The organism is Enterobacter genomosp. O, assembly GCF_001022965.1.
Classification (GTDB): domain Bacteria; phylum Pseudomonadota; class Gammaproteobacteria; order Enterobacterales; family Enterobacteriaceae; genus Enterobacter; species Enterobacter cloacae_L.
This window is the reverse complement of sequence record NZ_LECZ01000027.1, coordinates 266,509-285,562: the sequence shown is the minus strand read 5'-3', so window position 1 is coordinate 285,562 and position 19,054 is coordinate 266,509. Positions and strand designations below refer to the sequence as shown.

The 19,054-nt window shown below is 60.1% G+C and carries 15 protein-coding genes; 13 read left to right on the top strand and 2 right to left on the bottom strand.

The features are described from left to right. Positions 1-76: 76 nt before the first annotated feature. The 7 genes from ABR39_RS20215 to ABR39_RS20185 are packed head-to-tail and all read left to right on the top strand — an operon-like array spanning position 77 to position 6,527. Positions 77-1,027: a branched-chain amino acid ABC transporter permease gene (locus tag ABR39_RS20215; RefSeq protein ID WP_047348408.1), complete on the top strand. Its 951-nt coding sequence runs from the start codon at positions 77-79 to the stop codon at positions 1,025-1,027. Positions 1,028-1,035: 8 nt separating this feature from the next. Continuing rightward, positions 1,036-2,142, top strand: a complete 1,107-nt coding sequence (locus ABR39_RS20210) for a branched-chain amino acid ABC transporter permease (protein WP_047348407.1) — start codon at positions 1,036-1,038, stop codon at positions 2,140-2,142. After that, positions 2,139-2,906: an ABC transporter ATP-binding protein gene (locus ABR39_RS20205; RefSeq protein WP_047348406.1), complete on the top strand. Its 768-nt coding sequence runs from the start codon at positions 2,139-2,141 to the stop codon at positions 2,904-2,906. Before ABR39_RS20210 ends, ABR39_RS20205 begins: the two co-directional genes overlap by 4 nt. Next, positions 2,899-3,618 (top strand): ABC transporter ATP-binding protein, encoded by a 720-nt coding sequence (locus tag ABR39_RS20200; protein WP_047348405.1) that lies wholly within the window; start codon positions 2,899-2,901, stop codon positions 3,616-3,618. The genes ABR39_RS20205 and ABR39_RS20200 overlap by 8 nt, the downstream gene beginning before the upstream one ends. A gap of 28 nt (positions 3,619-3,646) precedes the next feature. Next, a complete protein-coding gene (locus ABR39_RS20195; RefSeq protein ID WP_047348404.1) occupies positions 3,647-4,804 on the top strand; it encodes a branched-chain amino acid ABC transporter substrate-binding protein in 1,158 nt (385 codons plus the stop codon). A 17-nt stretch (positions 4,805-4,821) separates the two neighbouring features. Then, on the top strand, positions 4,822-5,304 hold the full coding sequence (locus tag ABR39_RS20190) for an L-2-amino-thiazoline-4-carboxylic acid hydrolase (protein ID WP_047348403.1): 483 nt from the start codon (positions 4,822-4,824) through the stop codon (positions 5,302-5,304). Further along, positions 5,301-6,527, top strand: a complete 1,227-nt coding sequence (locus ABR39_RS20185) for a Zn-dependent hydrolase (RefSeq protein WP_047348402.1) — start codon at positions 5,301-5,303, stop codon at positions 6,525-6,527. The genes ABR39_RS20190 and ABR39_RS20185 overlap by 4 nt, the downstream gene beginning before the upstream one ends. A gap of 8 nt (positions 6,528-6,535) precedes the next feature. Here the strand turns inward: ABR39_RS20185 and ABR39_RS20180 are convergent, their stop codons facing one another. Continuing rightward, positions 6,536-8,419 carry a potassium transporter Kup gene (locus tag ABR39_RS20180; RefSeq protein ID WP_047348401.1) on the bottom strand — a complete coding sequence of 628 codons (1,884 nt, stop codon included), beginning with the start codon at positions 8,417-8,419 and terminating at the stop codon, positions 6,536-6,538. Positions 8,420-8,508: 89 nt separating this feature from the next. Continuing rightward, positions 8,509-9,996 (bottom strand): MFS transporter, encoded by a 1,488-nt coding sequence (locus ABR39_RS20175; protein ID WP_047348400.1) that lies wholly within the window; start codon positions 9,994-9,996, stop codon positions 8,509-8,511. 116 nt (positions 9,997-10,112) lie between these two features. Here ABR39_RS20175 and ABR39_RS20170 point away from each other — a divergent pair, with 116 nt between their 5' ends. The 6 genes from ABR39_RS20170 to narI all read left to right on the top strand — a co-directional run bounded on the left by ABR39_RS20170 (position 10,113) and on the right by narI (position 19,004). Beyond that, the gene (locus tag ABR39_RS20170; RefSeq protein ID WP_047348399.1) at positions 10,113-10,688 is read left to right on the top strand and encodes a TetR family transcriptional regulator; all 576 of its coding nucleotides are present in this window, start codon (positions 10,113-10,115) and stop codon (positions 10,686-10,688) included. Between the two features lie 209 nt (positions 10,689-10,897). Then, positions 10,898-12,283 (top strand): NarK family nitrate/nitrite MFS transporter, encoded by a 1,386-nt coding sequence (locus ABR39_RS20165; RefSeq protein ID WP_047348398.1) that lies wholly within the window; start codon positions 10,898-10,900, stop codon positions 12,281-12,283. 67 nt (positions 12,284-12,350) lie between these two features. Beyond that, positions 12,351-16,091: a nitrate reductase subunit alpha gene (locus ABR39_RS20160; protein ID WP_047348397.1), complete on the top strand. Its 3,741-nt coding sequence runs from the start codon at positions 12,351-12,353 to the stop codon at positions 16,089-16,091. After that, positions 16,088-17,632 carry a nitrate reductase subunit beta gene (narH, locus tag ABR39_RS20155; RefSeq protein ID WP_047348396.1) on the top strand — a complete coding sequence of 515 codons (1,545 nt, stop codon included), beginning with the start codon at positions 16,088-16,090 and terminating at the stop codon, positions 17,630-17,632. Before ABR39_RS20160 ends, narH begins: the two co-directional genes overlap by 4 nt. Further along, entirely contained in the window at positions 17,632-18,327 is a 696-nt protein-coding gene (narW, locus tag ABR39_RS20150; protein ID WP_047348395.1) for a nitrate reductase molybdenum cofactor assembly chaperone, read from the top strand. Before narH ends, narW begins: the two co-directional genes overlap by 1 nt. Beyond that, complete coding sequence (gene narI / locus ABR39_RS20145; RefSeq protein ID WP_047348394.1) at positions 18,324-19,004, top strand: respiratory nitrate reductase subunit gamma; 681 nt, start codon at positions 18,324-18,326, stop codon at positions 19,002-19,004. Before narW ends, narI begins: the two co-directional genes overlap by 4 nt. The last annotated feature ends 50 nt before the right edge of the window (positions 19,005-19,054 follow it).

The window sequence follows — 19,054 nt, the reverse complement described above, 5'->3', positions numbered from 1 at the left end:
TAATAGATGCGTATTTTACAATTTAATTCATTTATTGGATGGTAGCCGCAGAAAGAGCACTTTGCGGGTACAAACGTTGGATACACTCATACAACAACTGATCAACGGCGTGATGCTGGGAAGCATCTACGCGGTGATCGCGCTGGGCTATACCATGGTGTATGGCATTTTGCGCATTATTAACTTTGCTCACGGCGATATTCTGATGGTCGGCGCGCTCACCACGCTCTCCGTCATTAACGCCCTGAATGCCGCCTTCCCGCACATGCCGCTGCTGTTGCAGCTCGGCGTTGCCCTGGCGGTGTCGATGGCCGTTTGCGCCCTGCTGGCCATGGCCGTCGAGCGCTTTGCCTATCGCCGCCTGCGCAACGCCCCGCGTCTGGCGCCGCTGATCTCCGGTATTGGCGTCTCGGTTCTGCTGCAAACCGTGGCGATGATTATCTGGACGCGCAACCCGCTGATGTTCCCGCAGATCCTGCCCATGGATCCGATTGCCGTTACGTCGGGAAGTGAAATGCATCCGCCCGCGATTGTGACCGTCACCGGCATTGTCACCGTGGCGCTGGCGCTTGCGGTGATGACCGGGCTGTGGCTGCTGGTGGAATACACCCGCCTGGGCCGCGGCATGCGCGCCGTGGCGGAAAACCCGCGCGTGGCCACGCTGATGGGCGTCAACCCGAACGCCATCATTACCCTGACGTTTGCCATTGGCGGTGCGTTTGCCGCGCTGGCAGGCGTCATGATGGCAAGCAACTACGGCAACGCCAGCTTCTCGATGGGCTTTTTGCCCGGGATCAAAGCCTTCACCGCCGCCGTGCTGGGGGGCATTGGTAACATTCGTGGCGCCATGATTGGCGGGATCCTGCTCGGCATTATCGAAGCGCTGGGCGCGGGCTACCTGGGTGAACTGACCCACGGCGTATTCGGCAGCAATTACCAGGATGTCTTTGCGTTCATCGTGCTGATTCTGGTGCTGGTCTTCCGTCCGGCAGGCCTGCTGGGCGAGCGCGTGGCAAACAGAGCGTAAGGGACACTATGACAACTCTTCAACTCCAGGCTCCGGCAACGACGCGCAAGTTCTGGTCCGGCATGACGTTATTCTGCCTCGCGCTGCTGGTTGCGCCCGTGGTGGCCACGCAGCTTGGCGGCAACTACTGGGTGCGCGTCATCGACTTCGCCCTGCTCTACATCATGCTGGCGCTGGGGCTCAACATTGTGGTCGGCTACACCGGCCTGCTGGACATGGGCTTTATCGCCTTTTACGCGGTCGGGGCCTACCTCGCGGCGCTGATGGCGTCGCCACACCTGCTGGAGGTGTTCCCGATCCTCGGCGTCTGGTTCCCGGACGGGCTGCACACCTCTTATCTGCTCATCATTCCGCTGGCCGCGCTCGTGGCGGCCGTCTGCGGCATTATGCTGGGCGCCCCCACGCTGAAGCTGCGTGGAGACTATCTGGCGATAGTGACCCTCGGCTTTGGGGAGATTATCCGCATCCTGATGCGTAACCTCGATCGCCCGGTGAACATCACCAACGGTGCAAAAGGCATTACAGGGGTAGATACGCTTAACCTGTTCGGCCTTAAGTTCAGCGGCGTTTATCACTGGTTCGGCGTAAAAGTCCCCGCCCTGTGGCTTTGGTACTACCTGCTGATGCTGGTGATTATCGCGATCGTTTTCGTCTGCCTGCGCCTGCAACATTCCCGTATTGGCCGCGCCTGGCACGCTATTCGTGAAGATGAGGATGTGGCCCGCGCGATGGGCATCAACGTGCGTAACTATAAGCTGCTGGCCTTCGCGATGGGCGCCTCCTTTGGCGGCGTGGCGGGCGCACTTTTCGGCGCGTTTCAGGGCTTTGTCTCCCCGGAATCCTTCACGTTACAGGAATCCATCGCCGTGCTGGCGATGGTGGTGCTGGGCGGTATGGGGCACATTCCGGGCGTGATCCTCGGCGCGGTACTGCTCACCGCCCTGCCGGAGCTGCTGCGCAGCCAGGCGGCCCCGGTTCAGCAGGCGCTGTTCGGTTCGGTGCTGATTGACCCGGAAGTGTTACGTCAGCTGTTCTACGGCCTGGCGCTGGTGCTGGTGATGCTGGTGCGTCCTTCCGGCATCTGGCCGGTACGCCACAAGGAGGTGAAGGCATGAGTCTGTTAACCGTACGCCATATGTCAAAACGCTTCGGCGGGCTGACTGCCGTGGATGATGTGTCGATTACCGTAAACAAGGGCGAGATCTACGGGCTGATCGGCCCCAACGGGGCGGGAAAAACCACCTGCTTTAACCTGATCACCGGGCTTTATCCGGCGGACAGCGGCGAGTTTTCGATTGCCGATAAGCCCTATTTCCCGAAGCAGATTGAAAAAGTCACCGCCGCCGGAATTGCCCGTACCTTCCAGAACGTGCGCCTCTTTAACGACATGTCGGTGCTGGAAAATGTGATGGTCGGCCGCCACGTGCGCACCCGCAACGGCCTGTGGGCCGCGCTGAGCCGTCACAAACGCGCCCGCGCGGAAGAGCAGCAGACCCGCGAGCTGGCCTGGCATTGGCTAGACTATACCGGCATTGCGAAGTTCGCCCACTATCGCGCCTGCGATCTGGCCTATGGTCACCAGCGTCGCCTTGAAATCGCCCGCGCGCTGGCAACGGATCCGCTCCTGCTGGCGCTGGACGAGCCCGCCGCCGGAATGAACGCGGCGGAAAAAGTGGCGCTCGGCGAGCTGCTCATCCGCATCCGCGATGACGGCAAAACCCTGCTGATGATTGAACATGACGTCAAGCTGGTGATGGGCATCTGCGATCGCCTGACGGTGCTGGATTACGGCAAAACGCTCGCCTGCGGCACGCCGGAAAGCGTGCGTCGAGACCCTCTTGTGATCGCCGCCTGGCTTGGAGGCAACGCCCATGTCTGAATTACTTAAGGTCCAACGTCTGGACGTGCATTACGGCGGCATTCAGGCAGTACGCGACGTCTCCTTTACCCTGCACGAGGGCGAACAGGCGACGCTGATCGGCGCTAACGGCGCGGGAAAAAGCTCCACCGTGCGCGCCATCACCGGGCTGGAAAGCTTCAGCGGCAGCATTGAATTTAACGGTAAAGCGGTACGCAAACACGGCCCCGACGCCCTGCTTCGCGACGGGTTGGTGATGGTCCCGGAGGGCCGCGGGATCTTCTCCCGCATGACGGTACTGGAAAACCTGCAGATGGGCGCCTGGCTCAGGCGTGACACTGTCACGGTTAAGCGCGAAATGAATGCCATTTTCGAGCGCTTCCCGCGTCTGGGCGAGCGCCAGCACCAGCTTGCCGGTCTGCTGTCCGGCGGTGAGCAGCAGCTGCTGGCCCTTAACCGCGCCCTGCTCAGCCAGCCGCGCCTGCTGATCCTCGACGAACCGTCGATGGGCCTCGCCCCGAAGATGGTCGAAAACATTTTTGCCGTTATCGCCGGCCTGCGCGAGCGCGGCGTCGCCCTGCTGCTTATTGAACAAAACGCCCGCCTGGCGCTGGAGGTCACCGACAGCGCGTGGGTGATGGACAGCGGCAGCATCGTTCATCACGGTCAGTCGAAAGCGATGCTCGATGACGACCAGATTGCACAGATTTATTTGGGCGAAATGCCCGTTTAACAACACCAGCCAACATCAGGGAAATACAATGAAAACAGTAAAAATCAGTGCGCTCAGCGCCGCTATTCTGCTCGGTGGTTTTGCCTCAACGTCCTCGTGGGCCGCTGACAGCGAAACCGTGGTTATCGGCCTGGCGGGCCCGCTCACCGGCCCGTCTGCCCGTATCGGTAAAGATCTGGAAAACGGCGCACAGCTGGCTATCGATGACATCAACAAGCAGCACCCGACCATCGGCGGCAAGGCGGTGACCTTCAAGCTGCAGTCCGAAGACGATCAGTCCGACCCGCGCACCGCCGTGGCCGTCGCGCAGCGTCTGGTCGACAGCGGCGCGGCGGGCGTGGTGGGTCACTGGAACACCGGCACCAGCATTCCAGCGGCCCGCGTTTACCACGATGCGGGCATCGCACAGGTGGCACCGGTCGCGACCGGTCACGCGTATACCCAACAGGGTTTTGACACCAGCTTCCGCGTGATGGGCCACGACGACGACGGCGGCCAGCTCGCCGGTCAGTACGCGGTGAATACCCTGAAGGCCAAACGCATTGCGGTGATCGACGACCGTACCGCCTTTGGTCAGGGTCTGGCGGACCAGTTTATTAAGTCGCTTGAAGCACAGGGCGTGAAGATTGTCGATCGTCAGTACGTGGATGACAAAACGGTCGATTTCAGCGCCGTGCTGACCGCGATTCGCAGTAAGAATGCCGATCTGATCTTCTTCGGCGGCGTCGACAGCCAGGCCGCACCGCTGGCGCGCCGCATCAAACAGCTGGGCATGAATGCCACGCTGATGGGCGCAGGCGGATTCGTCAGCCAGACGTTCCTGCAGCTGGCGCAAAAAGAGGGAGAAGGCGTTGTCGCTCTGGAGCCTGGCCTGCCGGTTGACCAGATGCCGGGCGGCAAAGCGTTTGAACAGGCCTATCAGGCCCGCTACCACACCCATATCGAACTGCACGCCCCGTTCGCCTATGACGCCACCCGCGTGCTGGTGGCGGCAATGGAAAAAGCAGACACCGTGGAGCCGTCCGGCTACCTGCCCGCCCTGCGCGCCATTAGCTACTCCGGCGTTACGGGAGAGATCGCGTTTGATAAAGAGGGCAACCTGAAATCACCGTCGTTCACGGTCTACAAGGTTGTCGACGGCAAATGGCAGCCGCAGACCGTGCTGGGCGGCGCAAAAGCGAAGTAACGCAGCGAGGCAATGTGATGAGTGATAATAACGAGCTGGGCATTCTCGCCCGCCGCAAAATTGAAGCAGAAATTATTAAGCCAATTTATGAAATCCTGGTGCGCGAGATAGGGAAAACCCGCGCCCAGGCGGTGATTGGCGAGGCCATTGAGCAGGCCGCGATTGACGCTGGCAAAGCGTTTGCCAGCAAAGAGCCCAACGGCGCGGACGTCAAAAGCTTTATCGCCCTGCAGTATCTGTGGGAGAAAGATAACGCCCTGGACGTGAAGGTGATCGACGCCGACGACCAGCAGTACAACTATAACGTTACCCGCTGCCGCTACGCGGAGATGTACCACGAGATGGGGCTGGGCGAAATTGGCCACCTGCTCTCCTGCGCGCGCGATGAAAAGTTCATCGTGGGCTATGCGCCGGACGTGAAGCTGACCCGCACCTCCACCATCATGCAGGGCGGCCCGTGCTGTGATTTCCGCTACCGCAGCACTAAGGACAAGCCATGATCCGCGTCAACGTCGAACGACTGTGGTCAACGCTTGAGATGATGGCGCAGATCGGCGGCACGCCCGCCGGGGGCGTGACTCGCCTGGCGCTGAGCGAGGAAGATCGTATTGCGCGTAACCTGCTGCGCGACTGGGCGCAGGAGGCGGGTTTTACCTGCGACGTCGACAGCATGGGCAACATGTTTATCCGTCGCGCGGGGAAAAACCCGGCGCTCGCGCCGGTCATGACCGGCTCGCACGTGGATACCCAGCCGCTGGGGGGCAACTACGACGGTGTTTACGGCGTGCTGGCCGGGCTGGAGCTGCTGCGCACCCTCAATGACCATCGCGTTGAGACAGAACGCGACATTGTGCTGGTGAACTGGACTAACGAAGAAGGCGCGCGATTTGCGCCAGCCATGCTCGCCTCAGGCGTCTGGGCAGGCCAGCTTACCGAGGAGTTTGCTTACGCCCGGATGGACAGCAAGCGCGTCACGGTCCGCGAGGCGCTTGAAGCAATCGGCTATCGCGGTGACATCCCGGCTCGCGCGTTTCCGGTTCACGCCTGCTACGAACTGCACATCGAACAGGGCCCGATTCTGGAAGATGAAGGTCTGGATATCGGGCTCGTCCGCGCCGCAATGGGCCAGCGCTGGTTTACCCTGACGCTGGACGGTTTTGCCGCCCATGCAGGAACGACGCCGATGCACAGCCGCCGCGACGCGCTGACCGCCTTCGCCGAGCTGGCGCTGAAGGTGGAAGAGATTGGCTATCGGCATGCCCCAGACGGACGCGCGACGATCGGTATGGCGCAGGTTACGCCGAACTCGCGCAACGTCGTGCCGTCTCGCGTGGTATGCAGCGTGGAGTTTCGCCATCCTTCGCAGGAGGCGCTGATAGCCATGGAAGCGGCGCTGCATAAGGTAGCTGAAAGCCTGAGCCTGCGCGGCGTGGCGGCTGCCGTTGAACGCATTTTTGACTATGCGCCCATCGCGTTTAATGCTGAATGCCTGGCCCGCACGGAGAAGGCCGTGGCGGAGTTGGGCTATTCGTCGAAGCCGATGGTCTCCGGTGCGGGACACGACACCTGCTACGTCAGCAAGATTGCGCCTGCCAGCATGATATTTATCCCCTGCGTGAAAGGCATAAGCCATAACGAAGCGGAGAGGATCCACCCGGAATGGTCGGAGAAAGGGGCGAACGTGTTGTTACACAGCGTTCTCTCCGCGGCCCAGGAGAAATAGGCGCGGCGCTATACGGCAACGCGCCGGCTGATTTCGACAACCCGATCGCTGGGAAGGTGGTAATGGTTGATGACGTGCGTGCAGTTGCGCTTCATGAAGGCAAAAATGTGCCGTTGCCACGCCGCCATTCCGGCCCCGCCTTCGCCTGCCACAATGGTTTCATGCCCGACATACCAGGTGGCGTCATCCGTGGCAAACAGCGCGTTAATCTCGCTGACGCCCTGCAGCAAGCGCGGGATGTCCGGGTGTTCCATAAAGCCGTACTGCGCCACGCCGTGCCAGTAGCCCGGCGCGCGCTGCTCCACGCTGATGCGCTGTTCTTCTCCGACGTAGGGCACGTTGAGAATATCAATGGTCAGCGACAACACATCCTGCTGTAGCGCCCGGTTTCGCGCGACGTGCCAGCGCATCACCGGCGGGATATTGTGCTGGGTACGGGTCAAAAATACGGCGGCGCCCGCCACTCTGGGCACCGTCTTTTGCTTAAGCTGGGCAAAGAACGCATCCACGCTGACGCCCTTCTCGCCCACCGACGCGGAGACCGCCCGAACGCCGCGGTGCCAGATCAGCATCACCGTACAAATGGCGGCCGCCATCAGGAGCGGAATGTAGCCGCCCTCCAGGACCTTAATCAGGTTGGCAAATAAAAAGGTGGCATCAACCACGAAGAAACAGAAGGCGATGACCGCGCTGCTGACCAGGCTCCAGCGCCATATTTCCCGCATGGCGACAAACAGCAGCCCCGTTGTCATCAGCATGGTTAACGACACGGCAATGCCGTACGCGGCGGCAAGCTTATCGGAGGATTTGAAGAACACGACCAGACCGATGGTCACCACCATCAGCAGCCAGTTTATTGTCCCGATATAGATCTGACCGTAGCTCTCCGCCGCAGTCTGTTTAATGCGTAATCGCGGTAGCCAGCCAAGCTGAATGGCCTGGCGGGTCATGGAAAAGGCGCCGGTAATAATCGCCTGACTGGCGATGATCGTTGCCAGCGCGGCAAGCACGATAAGCGGAACCTGCAGCACCGGCGGGCACAGCAGGTAAAAGAGATTTTGTTTGCTGTCGGCACCCGCCAGAATCAGTGCCGACTGGCCAGCATAGTTGAGCAGCAGGGACGGAAAAACGACGCCGTACCAGGCAAGCCAGATCGGCTTTTTACCGAAATGCCCCATGTCGGCATACAGGGCCTCGGCCCCCGTTACGCAGAGAAAAACGCCGCCCAGAACCAGGAAGCTGGTGTACCCGTTCGAGAACAAAAACGCGATGCCGTAAGCCGGGTTCAGGGCCAACAGCACCGAAGGGTGTTGAATGATGCCCCAGACGCCCAGCGCGGCAATCGCCAGAAACCACAGCGCCATCACCGGGCCAAATATCTTCCCTATGCGGGCGGTCCCAAAAGGCTGGATCAGGAACAGCGCCAGCAGAACCGCGACCGTGAGGGGCAATATGTACGGCTGCGATTCAGGAATGACCATCTCCAGCCCTTCCAGCGCGGAAAGCACCGAGATTGCCGGGGTAATCGCACCGTCACCGTAAATCAACGCTGCGCCGATAAGGGCGGCAAAAATAACCCAGCGTCCGCCTTTCCCTTTTTCCACCAGAAGCGACATCAGGGCCATGATGCCGCCCTCGCCATGATTATCAATTCGCATGGCGAAGGCGGCATATTTTATGGATGTCACCAGGATGAGTGTCCAGGTAATCAGGGAGAGCAGGCCCAGTATGACCCCGGGCGTCGGGTCATGCTCAGAGAGCGAAAGCACCGTTCTGAAGGTATAAAGCGGGCTGGTGCCGATATCGCCAAAAACGACGCCCAGCGCACCGCCTGCAAGCAGGGTTAGCCGGGAGAAGGGTTGAGACGGTTCACTGCTGTGGCGCGGGCTCATATTTTCCAGCTAGAGTCAGATAATCCTTTAAAAAACATAGCCCATCTGCCCTACCCGCGCCAACCGCCAGCCCGGTTTTGCTGCGCTATTTACCGAGGGTTGATCTTCGCCAGGCTGAACCAAATCCCAACGGCCAGCAGCAGGAGCATACCGCCCGCACTGCCCAGCGCCACGCTGTGCGAGGTAATAAACGCGCTTTTCGCCGCCTCAATGACCGACTCCGACAGGGTCGGGGTCAGATCCTGCGCCACCTTCATCGCCTCACCGATGGATGACGAGGCTTTGTCGACGAGAGAAGCATTCAGCCCCTGCGGCAGCGCAATCGACGCCGAGAAGCTGCGGGTCAACAGCAGGCCAAAAATGGCGATCCCCAGCCCGGCCCCCAGCTCATAGGACATGGTTTCAATCGCCCCTGCGGCGGCGGCTTTCTCTTTCGGCGCGGCAGCCATAATGGCGGAGGTCGAGGCCAGCAGCGCGCTGGCGGCGCTGAAGCCAAGCAGCACCATCAGCCCCCACGCCTGCCACTGCTGCGTGCTGAAGTCGAGCATCGACAGTCCGATAAAGCTGACGGCGCTGAGCCCCATTCCGCCGGCCGCGACGATGCGTAGCCCCAAACGCCCAACCAGCACGCCCGCGATCGGTCCGCTGAACCCGCTGGCGACCATCACTGGCAGCATGAACATGCCCGCTTCAAACGGCGTAAAGCCGTGAACGAACTGCAGCTCCTGGGCCATCAGCAGCTCAAAGCCGACCAGGGCAATCATGGCTGTCATCGCCATCACCACGCCGCTCAAGATGATGCGGTGGCAGAACAGGCGCATGTCGATCATCGGTACGCGAGCGCGAAGCTGAATACGCACGAAGGCAAACAGCAGCACCGAGCCGGTCACCAGCGCGGAGGCAACCAGCCACGGCGACAGCGCGCCTTTTAGCGCGGTTTTGGCGCTGTAGACCAGCAGCAAAATCGCCACAATCAGCATGACGGCATGACTGATATTCAGCGGCTGCTCCGGCCGGCCCTGCTGACGCGGCACAAAACGCGCGGCCAGCGAAACCACCACCAGCACGATCGGCACGTTAATCAAAAACACCGATCCCCAGTAGAAATGCTCAAGCAGCATACCGCCGATCAGCGGACCAAACGCCGCCCCGCCGGAACCGACCGCCGCCCAGACGCCAAGCGCGATATTACGGTCCCGCGCGTCGACAAACAGCGTACGGATCCCAGCAAGCGTAGCCGGGATGATCATCGCCGCACCGATCGCCAGCGAGGCGCGCGCCGCAATCAGCCATCCGGCCGACGGGGCAAACGCCGCCGCCAGGGACGACAGGCCAAACAGCGTACTGCCAATCATTAGCAGTCGTTTAAAACCAATGCGGTCACCCAGGGCGCCCATCGGCAGCACCATACCCGCCATCACCAGCGAGTAAATATCGATGATCCACAGCAATTCATTACCGCTGGCACCCAGCGTCATGCTCAATGTCGGCGCCGCCACGTGCAGCACCGTCGCGTCGATCGCCACCGGGATATACACCAGCACGATAATCACTAACGCTAACCACTGACGAAACATAAATTTCCTTTTCTTTTTAAACATGGACACATGTCCAGAATGCGATCCTACGTAAAGTTGAACGAGTGTCCAGCTTTTTGTTACACTCGTTTCGTTCCCATTGAGAGTGAGTAAACATGCCATATCTGAGCAAGGATGAACGGCGGGAAGCTATCCTGCAGGCCGCCATGCGCGTGGCGCTGGCCGAAGGACTGGCGGCCATGACGGTGCGGCGCATTGCCGCTGAAGCCGGCGTCGCGACCGGTCAGGTTCACCACCACTTCACCTCCGGCGGCGAGCTAAAATCGCTGGCCTTTGTGCGTCTGATCCGCGAGTTGCTGGATGCCGACATGCTGGGTGAAAACGCCAGCTGGCGCGAGCGGCTGCACAACATGCTCGGCAGCGATGACGGCGGGTTTGAACCCTACATTCGCCTGTGGCGGGAAGCGCAAATCCTCGCCAGCCGGGATCCCGAAATCAAAGCGGCGTATGTCCTGACCATGGAGATGTGGCATCAGGAGACCGTGGCGATTATCCGCGCCGGGGCGGAGTCCAGTGCCTTTACGCTTACCGACCGCGCAGAAAATATTGCCTGGCGTTTGATCGGGCTGGTTTGCGGGCTCGACGGGATTACCATATTAAATATGCCCGGAATGGACGATGCAGCGCTTAATAAGCATCTCGACAAGCTGATTTCCCTCGAATTGGGTTAATACTCCTGACGGAGTATTATTTACCGCTGCGCTTACAATTAGTAACATATTAAGCGAACCCTTATTTCCTTTCTAAACTCAAGGGTTCGTTTTTTTATCTATCCTTTCAGTTGTATCCAAAAACATCCAATAAACCAGTCAACACACCTACAACTATCCGTTTGTTTTCATTTGTTTTTTATCTTCATCTTGGCGAGCAAGAGGGTGATATGTCACAACAAAGTGAGAAGAGTAATCCGCATCTGTTGAGTAACTGGAAACCGGAAAATACGCAATTTTGGGAGAATAAAGGAAAACATATCGCGCGGCGAAACCTGTGGATTTCAGTCGCTTGTTTGCTGCTAGCGTTCTGCGTATGGATGTTATTTAGCGCGATTGCCGTCAACCTGAATAAAATCGGATTTACTTTCTCCACTGACCAGCTTTTTATGCTAACGGCATTGCCTTCTCTCTCCGGTGCGATATTGCGCGTCCCCTACTCGTTTATGGTGCCGATATTTGGCGGACGATACTGGACGGTTTTGAGCACCGTCATCCTGATTATTCCCTGCGTCTGGCTGGGGATTGCCGTTCAGAACACCGCGACGCCTTACTGGGTCTTTATCGTGATTGCCCTGCTCTGCGGCTTTGCCGGCGCTAACTTTGCCTCCAGCATGGGCAACATCAGCTTCTTCTTCCCCAAGGCAAAACAGGGTAGCGCGCTCGGTATTAACGGCGGGCTGGGAAACCTGGGCGTCAGCGTGATGCAGCTGATCGCGCCGCTAGTGATCTTCCTGCCAATGTTTACCTTCCTGGGCGTGCAGGGCGTACCGCAGGATGACGGCTCCACGATGTGGCTGGCGAATGCCGCCTGGATCTGGGCTCCGCTGCTGCTGCTGGCCACCCTTGCCGCCTTCTTTGGCATGAACGATATCGCCAGCTCTAAAGCCTCTATCGCCAGCCAGCTCCCGGTGCTAAAACGCTTTCACCTGTGGCTGCTGAGCCTGCTCTATCTCGCGACCTTCGGCTCGTTTATCGGTTTCTCGGCAGGCTTTGCCATGCTGTCAAAAACCCAGTTTCCCGACGTGAATATCCTTCACCTCGCCTTCTTTGGTCCCCTGATTGGCGCGCTGGCGCGTTCCGCGGGCGGGATGATCTCCGACAGGCTGGGCGGGGTACGCGTCACGCTCGTGAACTTCATCTTTATGGCGGCGTTCAGCGCCCTGATCTTCCTGACCCTGCCCGGCACGGGCTCCGGCAGCTTTATCGCCTTCTACCTGGTCTTTATGGGGCTGTTCCTCACCGCCGGGCTGGGCAGCGGCTCCACCTTCCAGATGATTGCCATTGTCTTCCGGCAGATCACCCTTACCCGCGTGAAGCAGCAGGGCGGAACGGACGAACAGGCGCAGCATGAAGCGGTGACCGAGACCGCTGCCGCGCTGGGCTTTATCTCCGCCATCGGTGCCGTGGGCGGGTTCTTCATCCCCAAAGCCTTTGGCACCTCGCTGGCGATGACCGGATCGCCGGTCGGCGCCATGAAGGTGTTCCTCGTGTTTTACATCGTCTGCGTGCTCGTTACCTGGCTGGTGTATGGCCGCAAATCCGCACAAAAATAATAACGACCTCTTAGCCGGAGCGTGATGCAGCACCCTCCGGCAATGCTATCGAAGCAGGAGAAATGTCATGAGCAAACTGTTGGACCGCTTCCGCTACTTCAAAACAAAAGGCGACAGTTTCGCCGATGGGCACGGGCAGGTGTATCACACCAACCGCGACTGGGAGGACAGCTACCGCCAGCGCTGGCAGTACGACAAGATTGTGCGCTCGACCCACGGCGTGAACTGTACCGGCTCCTGTAGCTGGAAAATTTACGTCAAAAACGGTCTGGTGACCTGGGAGACGCAGCAAACCGACTATCCCCGAACCCGCCCCGACCTGCCCAACCATGAACCGCGCGGCTGCCCGCGCGGGGCGAGCTACTCCTGGTATCTCTACAGCGCCAACCGTCTCAAATACCCGCTGGTGCGCCGCAAGTTAATTGAGCTCTGGCGCGAGGCGCTGGCCCAGCATCACGATCCGGTCCTGGCGTGGGACGCCATCCAGAGCGATCCACAAAAAGCGCAGAGCTACAGGCGCGCGCGCGGACACGGCGGGTTTATCCGCTCGAACTGGAAAGAGCTAAACCAGCTGATCGCCGCCGCCAACGTCTGGACCATCAAAAATTATGGCCCGGACCGCGTCGCCGGTTTTTCCCCTATCCCGGCGATGTCGATGGTCTCCTACGCCGCCGGCACGCGCTATCTTTCCCTGCTGGGCGGCACCTGCCTGAGCTTCTATGACTGGTACTGCGATCTCCCCCCTGCCTCCCCCATGACCTGGGGCGAACAGACCGACGTGCCGGAGTCCGCCGACTGGTACAACTCCAGCTACATCATTGCATGGGGCTCGAACGTGCCGCAGACCCGTACCCCAGACGCCCACTTCTTCACCGAAGTACGCTACAAAGGCACCAAAACCGTCGCCATCACGCCGGACTTCTCGGAGGTCGCGAAGCTGAGTGACCAGTGGCTGGCGCCCAAACAAGGCACCGACAGCGCCCTCGCGATGGCGATGGGCCACGTGATCCTCAAAGAATTTCACCTCGATAACCCCAGCGACTACTTCCTCAACTACTGCCGTCGCTACACCGACATGCCGATGCTGGTGCTGCTGGACGAGCAGGCGGACGGCCGCGTCGTGCCGGGCCGGATGCTGCGCGCCTCGGACCTGGTTGACGGGCTGGGGGAAGCCAATAACCCGGAATGGAAGACCGTCGCCTTTGATATTGCCGGGAACCTGGTGGTGCCAAACGGATCGATTGGTTTCCGCTGGGGAGAAAAAGGCAAATGGAACCTGGAGCCGCAGGCCGCAGGCCATGAAACCGAGCTGACCCTCTCCCTGCTGATTACCCACGATAGCGTTGCCGATGTGGCGTTCCCCTACTTTGGCGGCAACGAAAACCCGCATTTCCGCAGCGTGAAGCAGGAGCCGGTGCTGACGCGTCGCGTGCCGAGCAAAACCCTGACGCTCGCCGACGGCAGCCAGAAACGGGTGGTCAGCGTTTACGATCTGGTGCTGGCTAACTACGGTCTCGATCGCGGTCTGGAAGACAGCAACGCCGCAGAAAGCTATGACCAGATTAAGGCCTATACGCCCGCCTGGGGCGAGCAGATTACCGGCGTGCCCGCGTATCTGATAGAAAAAATCGCCCGCGAGTTTGCCGATACGGCGCACAAAACGCACGGTCGTTCGATGATCATTCTGGGTGCCGGGGTGAACCACTGGTACCACATGGACATGAACTACCGCGGAATGATCAACATGCTGGTCTTCTGCGGCTGCGTCGGGCAGAGCGGCGGCGGCTGGTCCCACTATGTGGGCCAGGAGAAGCTGCGCCCGCAGACCGGCTGGCTACCGCTGGCCTTCGCGCTGGACTGGAACCGCCCGCCGCGCCAGATGAACAGCACCTCCTTCTTTTACAACCACGCCAGCCAGTGGCGCTATGAGAAGCTGACCGCGCAGGAGCTGCTCTCCCCGCTGGCGGACGCCTCGAAATTCACCGGCCACCTGATCGACTTCAACGTCCGCGCCGAGCGCATGGGCTGGCTGCCGTCGGCCCCGCAGCTCAACCTGAACCCGCTGCACGTTAAAGCCCGTGCTGAAGCGGCGGGCATGACGCCGCAGGAGTACACCGTGCAGGGGCTGAAATCGGGTGACGTGCGTTTCGCCTGCGAGCAGCCTGACAACGGTAAAAACCATCCCCGCAACCTGTTCGTCTGGCGCTCTAACCTCCTCGGCTCGTCCGGAAAAGGCCACGAGTACATGCTGAAATACCTGCTCGGCACCGAAAGCGGCATTCAGGGCGAGGATCTCGGCTCGACCGACGACGTGAAGCCCGAAGAGGTGGAGTGGCAGACCGCCGCCATCGAGGGCAAGCTCGACCTGCTGGTGACGCTCGACTTCCGCATGTCCAGCACCTGTCTGTTCTCGGATATCGTCCTGCCCACCGCCACCTGGTATGAAAAAGACGATATGAATACTTCGGATATGCATCCGTTTATTCATCCGCTCTCCGCCGCCGTCGACCCGGCGTGGGAGTCCCGCAGCGACTGGGAGATCTACAAAGGCATCGCCAAAGTCTTCTCCGAGGTCTGCGTCGGGCATCTGGGCACCGAAACCGACGTGGTGCTGCAGCCGCTGCAGCACGACTCGCCGGCGGAGCTCTCCCAGCCGTTTGATATTCAGGACTGGCGCAAAGGCGAATGCGACCTGATCCCCGGCAAAACCGCGCCAAACATTGCGGTCGTCGAGCGTAACTACCCGGAAACCTACGAACGCTTCACCTCGCTCGGCCCGCTGATGGACAAGCTCGGCAACGGCGGAAAAGGCATATCGTGGAACACGCAGAACGAGGTCGATTTCCTCGGCAAGCTGAACTACGTCAAGCCCGGCGGTCCGGCGAAAGGTCGCCCGCTGATTGAAACGGCGATCGACGCCTCCGAGGTGATCCTCGCCCTGGCGCCGGAAACCAACGGTCAGGTGGCGGTGAAGGCCTGGGAAGCGCTCGGCGAACTGACCGGGCGCGACCACACCCATCTGGCGCTGAATAAAGAAGACGAGAAGATCCGCTTCCGCGATATTCAGGCGCAGCCGCGCAAAATCATCTCCAGCCCGACCTGGTCCGGTCTTGAGAGCGAGCACGTCTCCTACAACGCGGGCTATACCAACGTCCACGAGCTAATCCCGTGGCGTACCCTTTCGGGCCGCCAGCAGCTGTATCAGGATCATCCGTGGATGCGCGCCTTCGGGGAAAGCCTGGTAGCCTACCGTCCGCCGATTGACACCCGCAGCGTCAGCCATATGCGCGAGATCCCGCCGAACGGCTTCCCGGAAAAAGCGCTCAACTTCCTGACGCCGCACCAGAAATGGGGCATCCACTCCACCTACAGCGAAAACCTGCTGATGCAGACCCTGTCGCGCGGCGGGCCGATTGTCTGGATCAGCGAAACCGACGCCCGCGAGCTGGGCATTGAGGACAACGACTGGATCGAAGCCTTCAACGCCAACGGCGCCCTCACCGCCCGCGCGGTGGTCAGCCAGCGCGTGCCGCCGGGCATGACCATGATGTATCACGCCCAGGAGCGCATCCTGAACATCCCGGGCTCAGAGGTGACAGGACGGCGCGGCGGGATCCACAACTCGGTGACCCGCGTCTGCCCGAAACCGACGCACATGATCGGCGGCTACGCCCAGCTGGCGTACAGCTTTAACTATTACGGCACCGTCGGCTCTAACCGCGACGAGTTCATCATGATCCGCAAAATGAAAAACATTAACTGGCTGGATGGCGAAGGTCGGGATCAGGTACAGGAGGCGAAAAAATGAAAATACGCTCACAGGTTGGCATGGTTCTGAATCTCGATAAATGCATCGGCTGCCACACCTGCTCGGTCACCTGTAAGAACGTCTGGACCGGGCGTGAAGGGATGGAGTATGCGTGGTTTAACAACGTCGAAACCAAACCGGGCATCGGCTACCCGAAAAATTGGGAAGATCAGGAGGAGTGGCAAGGCGGCTGGATCCGCGGCATTACCGGCAAGCTGACGCCGCGCCTCGGCGGCAAGATGGGCGTACTGTCGAAAATTTTCGCTAACCCCGTCCTGCCGCAGATAGACGATTACTATGAGCCCTTTACCTTTGACTATCAGGATCTGCACCGCGCCCCGGAGGGCGATCACCTCCCTACCGCCCGGCCGCGCTCGCTGATTGACGGCAAGCGAATGGATAAAATCGTCTGGGGACCAAACTGGGAGGAGCTGCTGGGCGGCGAGTTCGAAAAGCGCGCCCGTGACCGTAACTTCCAGAAGATCCAGAAAGAGATGTACGGCCAGTTTGAAAACACCTTCATGATGTACCTGCCGCGCCTGTGCGAGCACTGTCTCAACCCGAGCTGCGTCGCCACCTGCCCGAGCGGTGCGATTTACAAGCGCGAAGAGGACGGCATTGTGCTGATCGACCAGGACAAATGCCGCGGCTGGCGTCTGTGCATCAGCGGCTGTCCCTACAAGAAAATCTACTTTAACTGGAAGAGCGGCAAGTCAGAAAAATGCATCTTCTGCTACCCGCGCATTGAGTCCGGCCAGCCGACCGTATGCTCGGAAACCTGCGTCGGGCGCATCCGCTACCTCGGCGTGCTGCTGTATGACGCGGACCGCATTGAAGAGGCGGCCAGCACCGAGCATGAAACCGATCTGTACGAGCGCCAGTGCGACGTGTTCCTGAACCCGAACGACCCGGCGGTCATTGAAGAAGCACTGAAGCAGGGTATTCCGCAGAACGTGATTGACGCCGCCCAGCGTTCGCCGGTCTATAAAATGGCGATGGACTGGAAGCTCGCCCTGCCGCTGCACCCGGAATACCGCACCCTGCCGATGGTCTGGTACGTGCCGCCGCTGTCGCCGATCCAGTCCTACGCGGACGCCGGCGGCCTGCCGCAGAGCGACGGCGTCCTGCCTGCCGTAGAGAGCCTGCGCATTCCTGTACAGTATCTGGCGAACATGCTCAGCGCGGGCGATACCGGCCCGGTGCTGCGCGCCCTGAAGCGCATGATGGCGATGCGCCATTACAAACGTTCCCAGACCGTGGAAGGCGTAACCGATACCCGCGCCATTGAAGAAGTGGGCCTGACCGAAGCGCAGGTTGAAGAGATGTACCGCTACCTGGCAATTGCTAACTACGAAGACCGCTTCGTGATCCCGACCAGCCACCGCGAAATGGCGCGCGACGCCTTCCCGGAGAAAAACGGCTGCGGCTTCACCTTTGGCGACGGCTGCCACGGCTCCGACACCAAATTCAACCTCTTCAACAGCAGCCGCATTGACGCGATCAACATCACCGAGGTGCGCGAACACGGGGAGGGAGAATAATGCAAATCCTCAAAATCATCGCGCTGCTGATCGAGTATCCCGATGAAACCCTGTGGGAAAGCCGTGACGAAGCGCTTTCGCTGATTGAGCAGGACGCCCCCATGCTGCTGCCGTTTACCCGGCAGCACCTGAACGCCCCGCTGCTGGATAAACAGGCCGAGTGGTGCGAGGTTTTTGAGCGCGGTCGCGCGACGTCGCTGCTGCTGTTCGAGCACGTTCACGCGGAGTCCCGCGATCGCGGTCAGGCGATGGTCGACCTGATGAGCCAGTACGAGAAAGCCGGGCTCCAGCTGGACTGCCGCGAGCTGCCGGACTACCTGCCGCTCTACCTGGAATACCTCAGTATCGTCACCGACGACGAAGCGCGCGAAGGATTGCAAAACGTCGCGCCGATCCTGGCGCTGATTGGGGGACGCCTGAAGCAGCGTGGCGTGGCGCATTACCAGCTGTTTGACGCCCTGCTGGCGCTGGCGGAAACGCGGCTTTCCAGCGACAGCGTGGCGAAACAGGTGTCCGGTGAAAAACGGGATGATACCCGTCAGGCGCTGGACGCCGTATGGGAAGAGGAACAGGTCAAGTTTATCGAAGACAACGCCACATCGTGCGACAGCTCGCCGATGCAGCAATATCAACGACGCTTTAGCCAGGACGTCGCGCCTCAGTACGTGGACGTCAGCGCCGGAGGCCCAAAATGACACATTACCTGAACGTGTTTTTCTATGACATTTACCCGTACATCTGTGCCACCGTCTTTTTCCTCGGCAGCTGGTTGCGCTACGACTACGGGCAGTACACCTGGCGCGCCTCGTCGAGCCAGATGCTCAGCAAACGCGGCATGAACTGGGGCTCTAACCTGTTTCATATCGGGATCCTGGGAATATTCTTCGGACACCTGTTCGGCATGTTAACCCCGCACTGGATGTACGCCTGGTTTTTACCCGTCGCGGTTAAGCAGCAGCTGGCGATGATGGCTGGCGGGGTGTGTGGCGTATTGACGTTAATTGGCGGGTCAATGCTGCTTTACCGCCGCCTGTTCAATCAGCGCGTGCGCGCCACGTCCACCACGCCGGATATCATCATCATGAGCATTTTGCTGATCCAGTGCATCCTGGGGCTGACCACCATCCCCTTCTCCGCGCAGTATCCTGACGGGAGTGAAATGATGAAGCTGGTGGGCTGGGCGCAGGGGATCGTGACGTTTAAGGGAGGTTCATCAGAAATGCTGAGCGGCGTAGCGCCGATCTTCCGCATCCATCTGGTGCTGGGGATGACGATCTTCCTTATCTTCCCGTTCACCCGTCTGGTGCACGTATGGAGCGCGCCGTTTGAGTATTTTACCCGTCGTTATCAGGTGGTGAGATCGCGCCGTTGATTTTGTCGGGTGGCGGCTACGCCTTACCCGACCTACGTTCAAACTTATGT

Coding starts and splice junctions, on each gene's coding strand:
- ABR39_RS20180 (WP_047348401.1), bottom strand. CDS start 8,419: ATGAGCCCGCGCCACAGCAGTGAACCGTCTCAACCCTTCTCCCGGCTA.
- ABR39_RS20160 (WP_047348397.1), top strand. CDS start 12,351: ATGAGCAAACTGTTGGACCGCTTCCGCTACTTCAAAACAAAAGGCGAC.
- ABR39_RS20165 (WP_047348398.1), top strand. CDS start 10,898: ATGTCACAACAAAGTGAGAAGAGTAATCCGCATCTGTTGAGTAACTGG.
- ABR39_RS20200 (WP_047348405.1), top strand. CDS start 2,899: ATGTCTGAATTACTTAAGGTCCAACGTCTGGACGTGCATTACGGCGGC.
- ABR39_RS20175 (WP_047348400.1), bottom strand. CDS start 9,996: ATGTTTCGTCAGTGGTTAGCGTTAGTGATTATCGTGCTGGTGTATATC.
- ABR39_RS20195 (WP_047348404.1), top strand. CDS start 3,647: ATGAAAACAGTAAAAATCAGTGCGCTCAGCGCCGCTATTCTGCTCGGT.
- narI (WP_047348394.1), top strand. CDS start 18,324: ATGACACATTACCTGAACGTGTTTTTCTATGACATTTACCCGTACATC.
- ABR39_RS20185 (WP_047348402.1), top strand. CDS start 5,301: ATGATCCGCGTCAACGTCGAACGACTGTGGTCAACGCTTGAGATGATG.
- narW (WP_047348395.1), top strand. CDS start 17,632: ATGCAAATCCTCAAAATCATCGCGCTGCTGATCGAGTATCCCGATGAA.
- narH (WP_047348396.1), top strand. CDS start 16,088: ATGAAAATACGCTCACAGGTTGGCATGGTTCTGAATCTCGATAAATGC.
- ABR39_RS20210 (WP_047348407.1), top strand. CDS start 1,036: ATGACAACTCTTCAACTCCAGGCTCCGGCAACGACGCGCAAGTTCTGG.
- ABR39_RS20170 (WP_047348399.1), top strand. CDS start 10,113: ATGCCATATCTGAGCAAGGATGAACGGCGGGAAGCTATCCTGCAGGCC.
- ABR39_RS20205 (WP_047348406.1), top strand. CDS start 2,139: ATGAGTCTGTTAACCGTACGCCATATGTCAAAACGCTTCGGCGGGCTG.
- ABR39_RS20190 (WP_047348403.1), top strand. CDS start 4,822: ATGAGTGATAATAACGAGCTGGGCATTCTCGCCCGCCGCAAAATTGAA.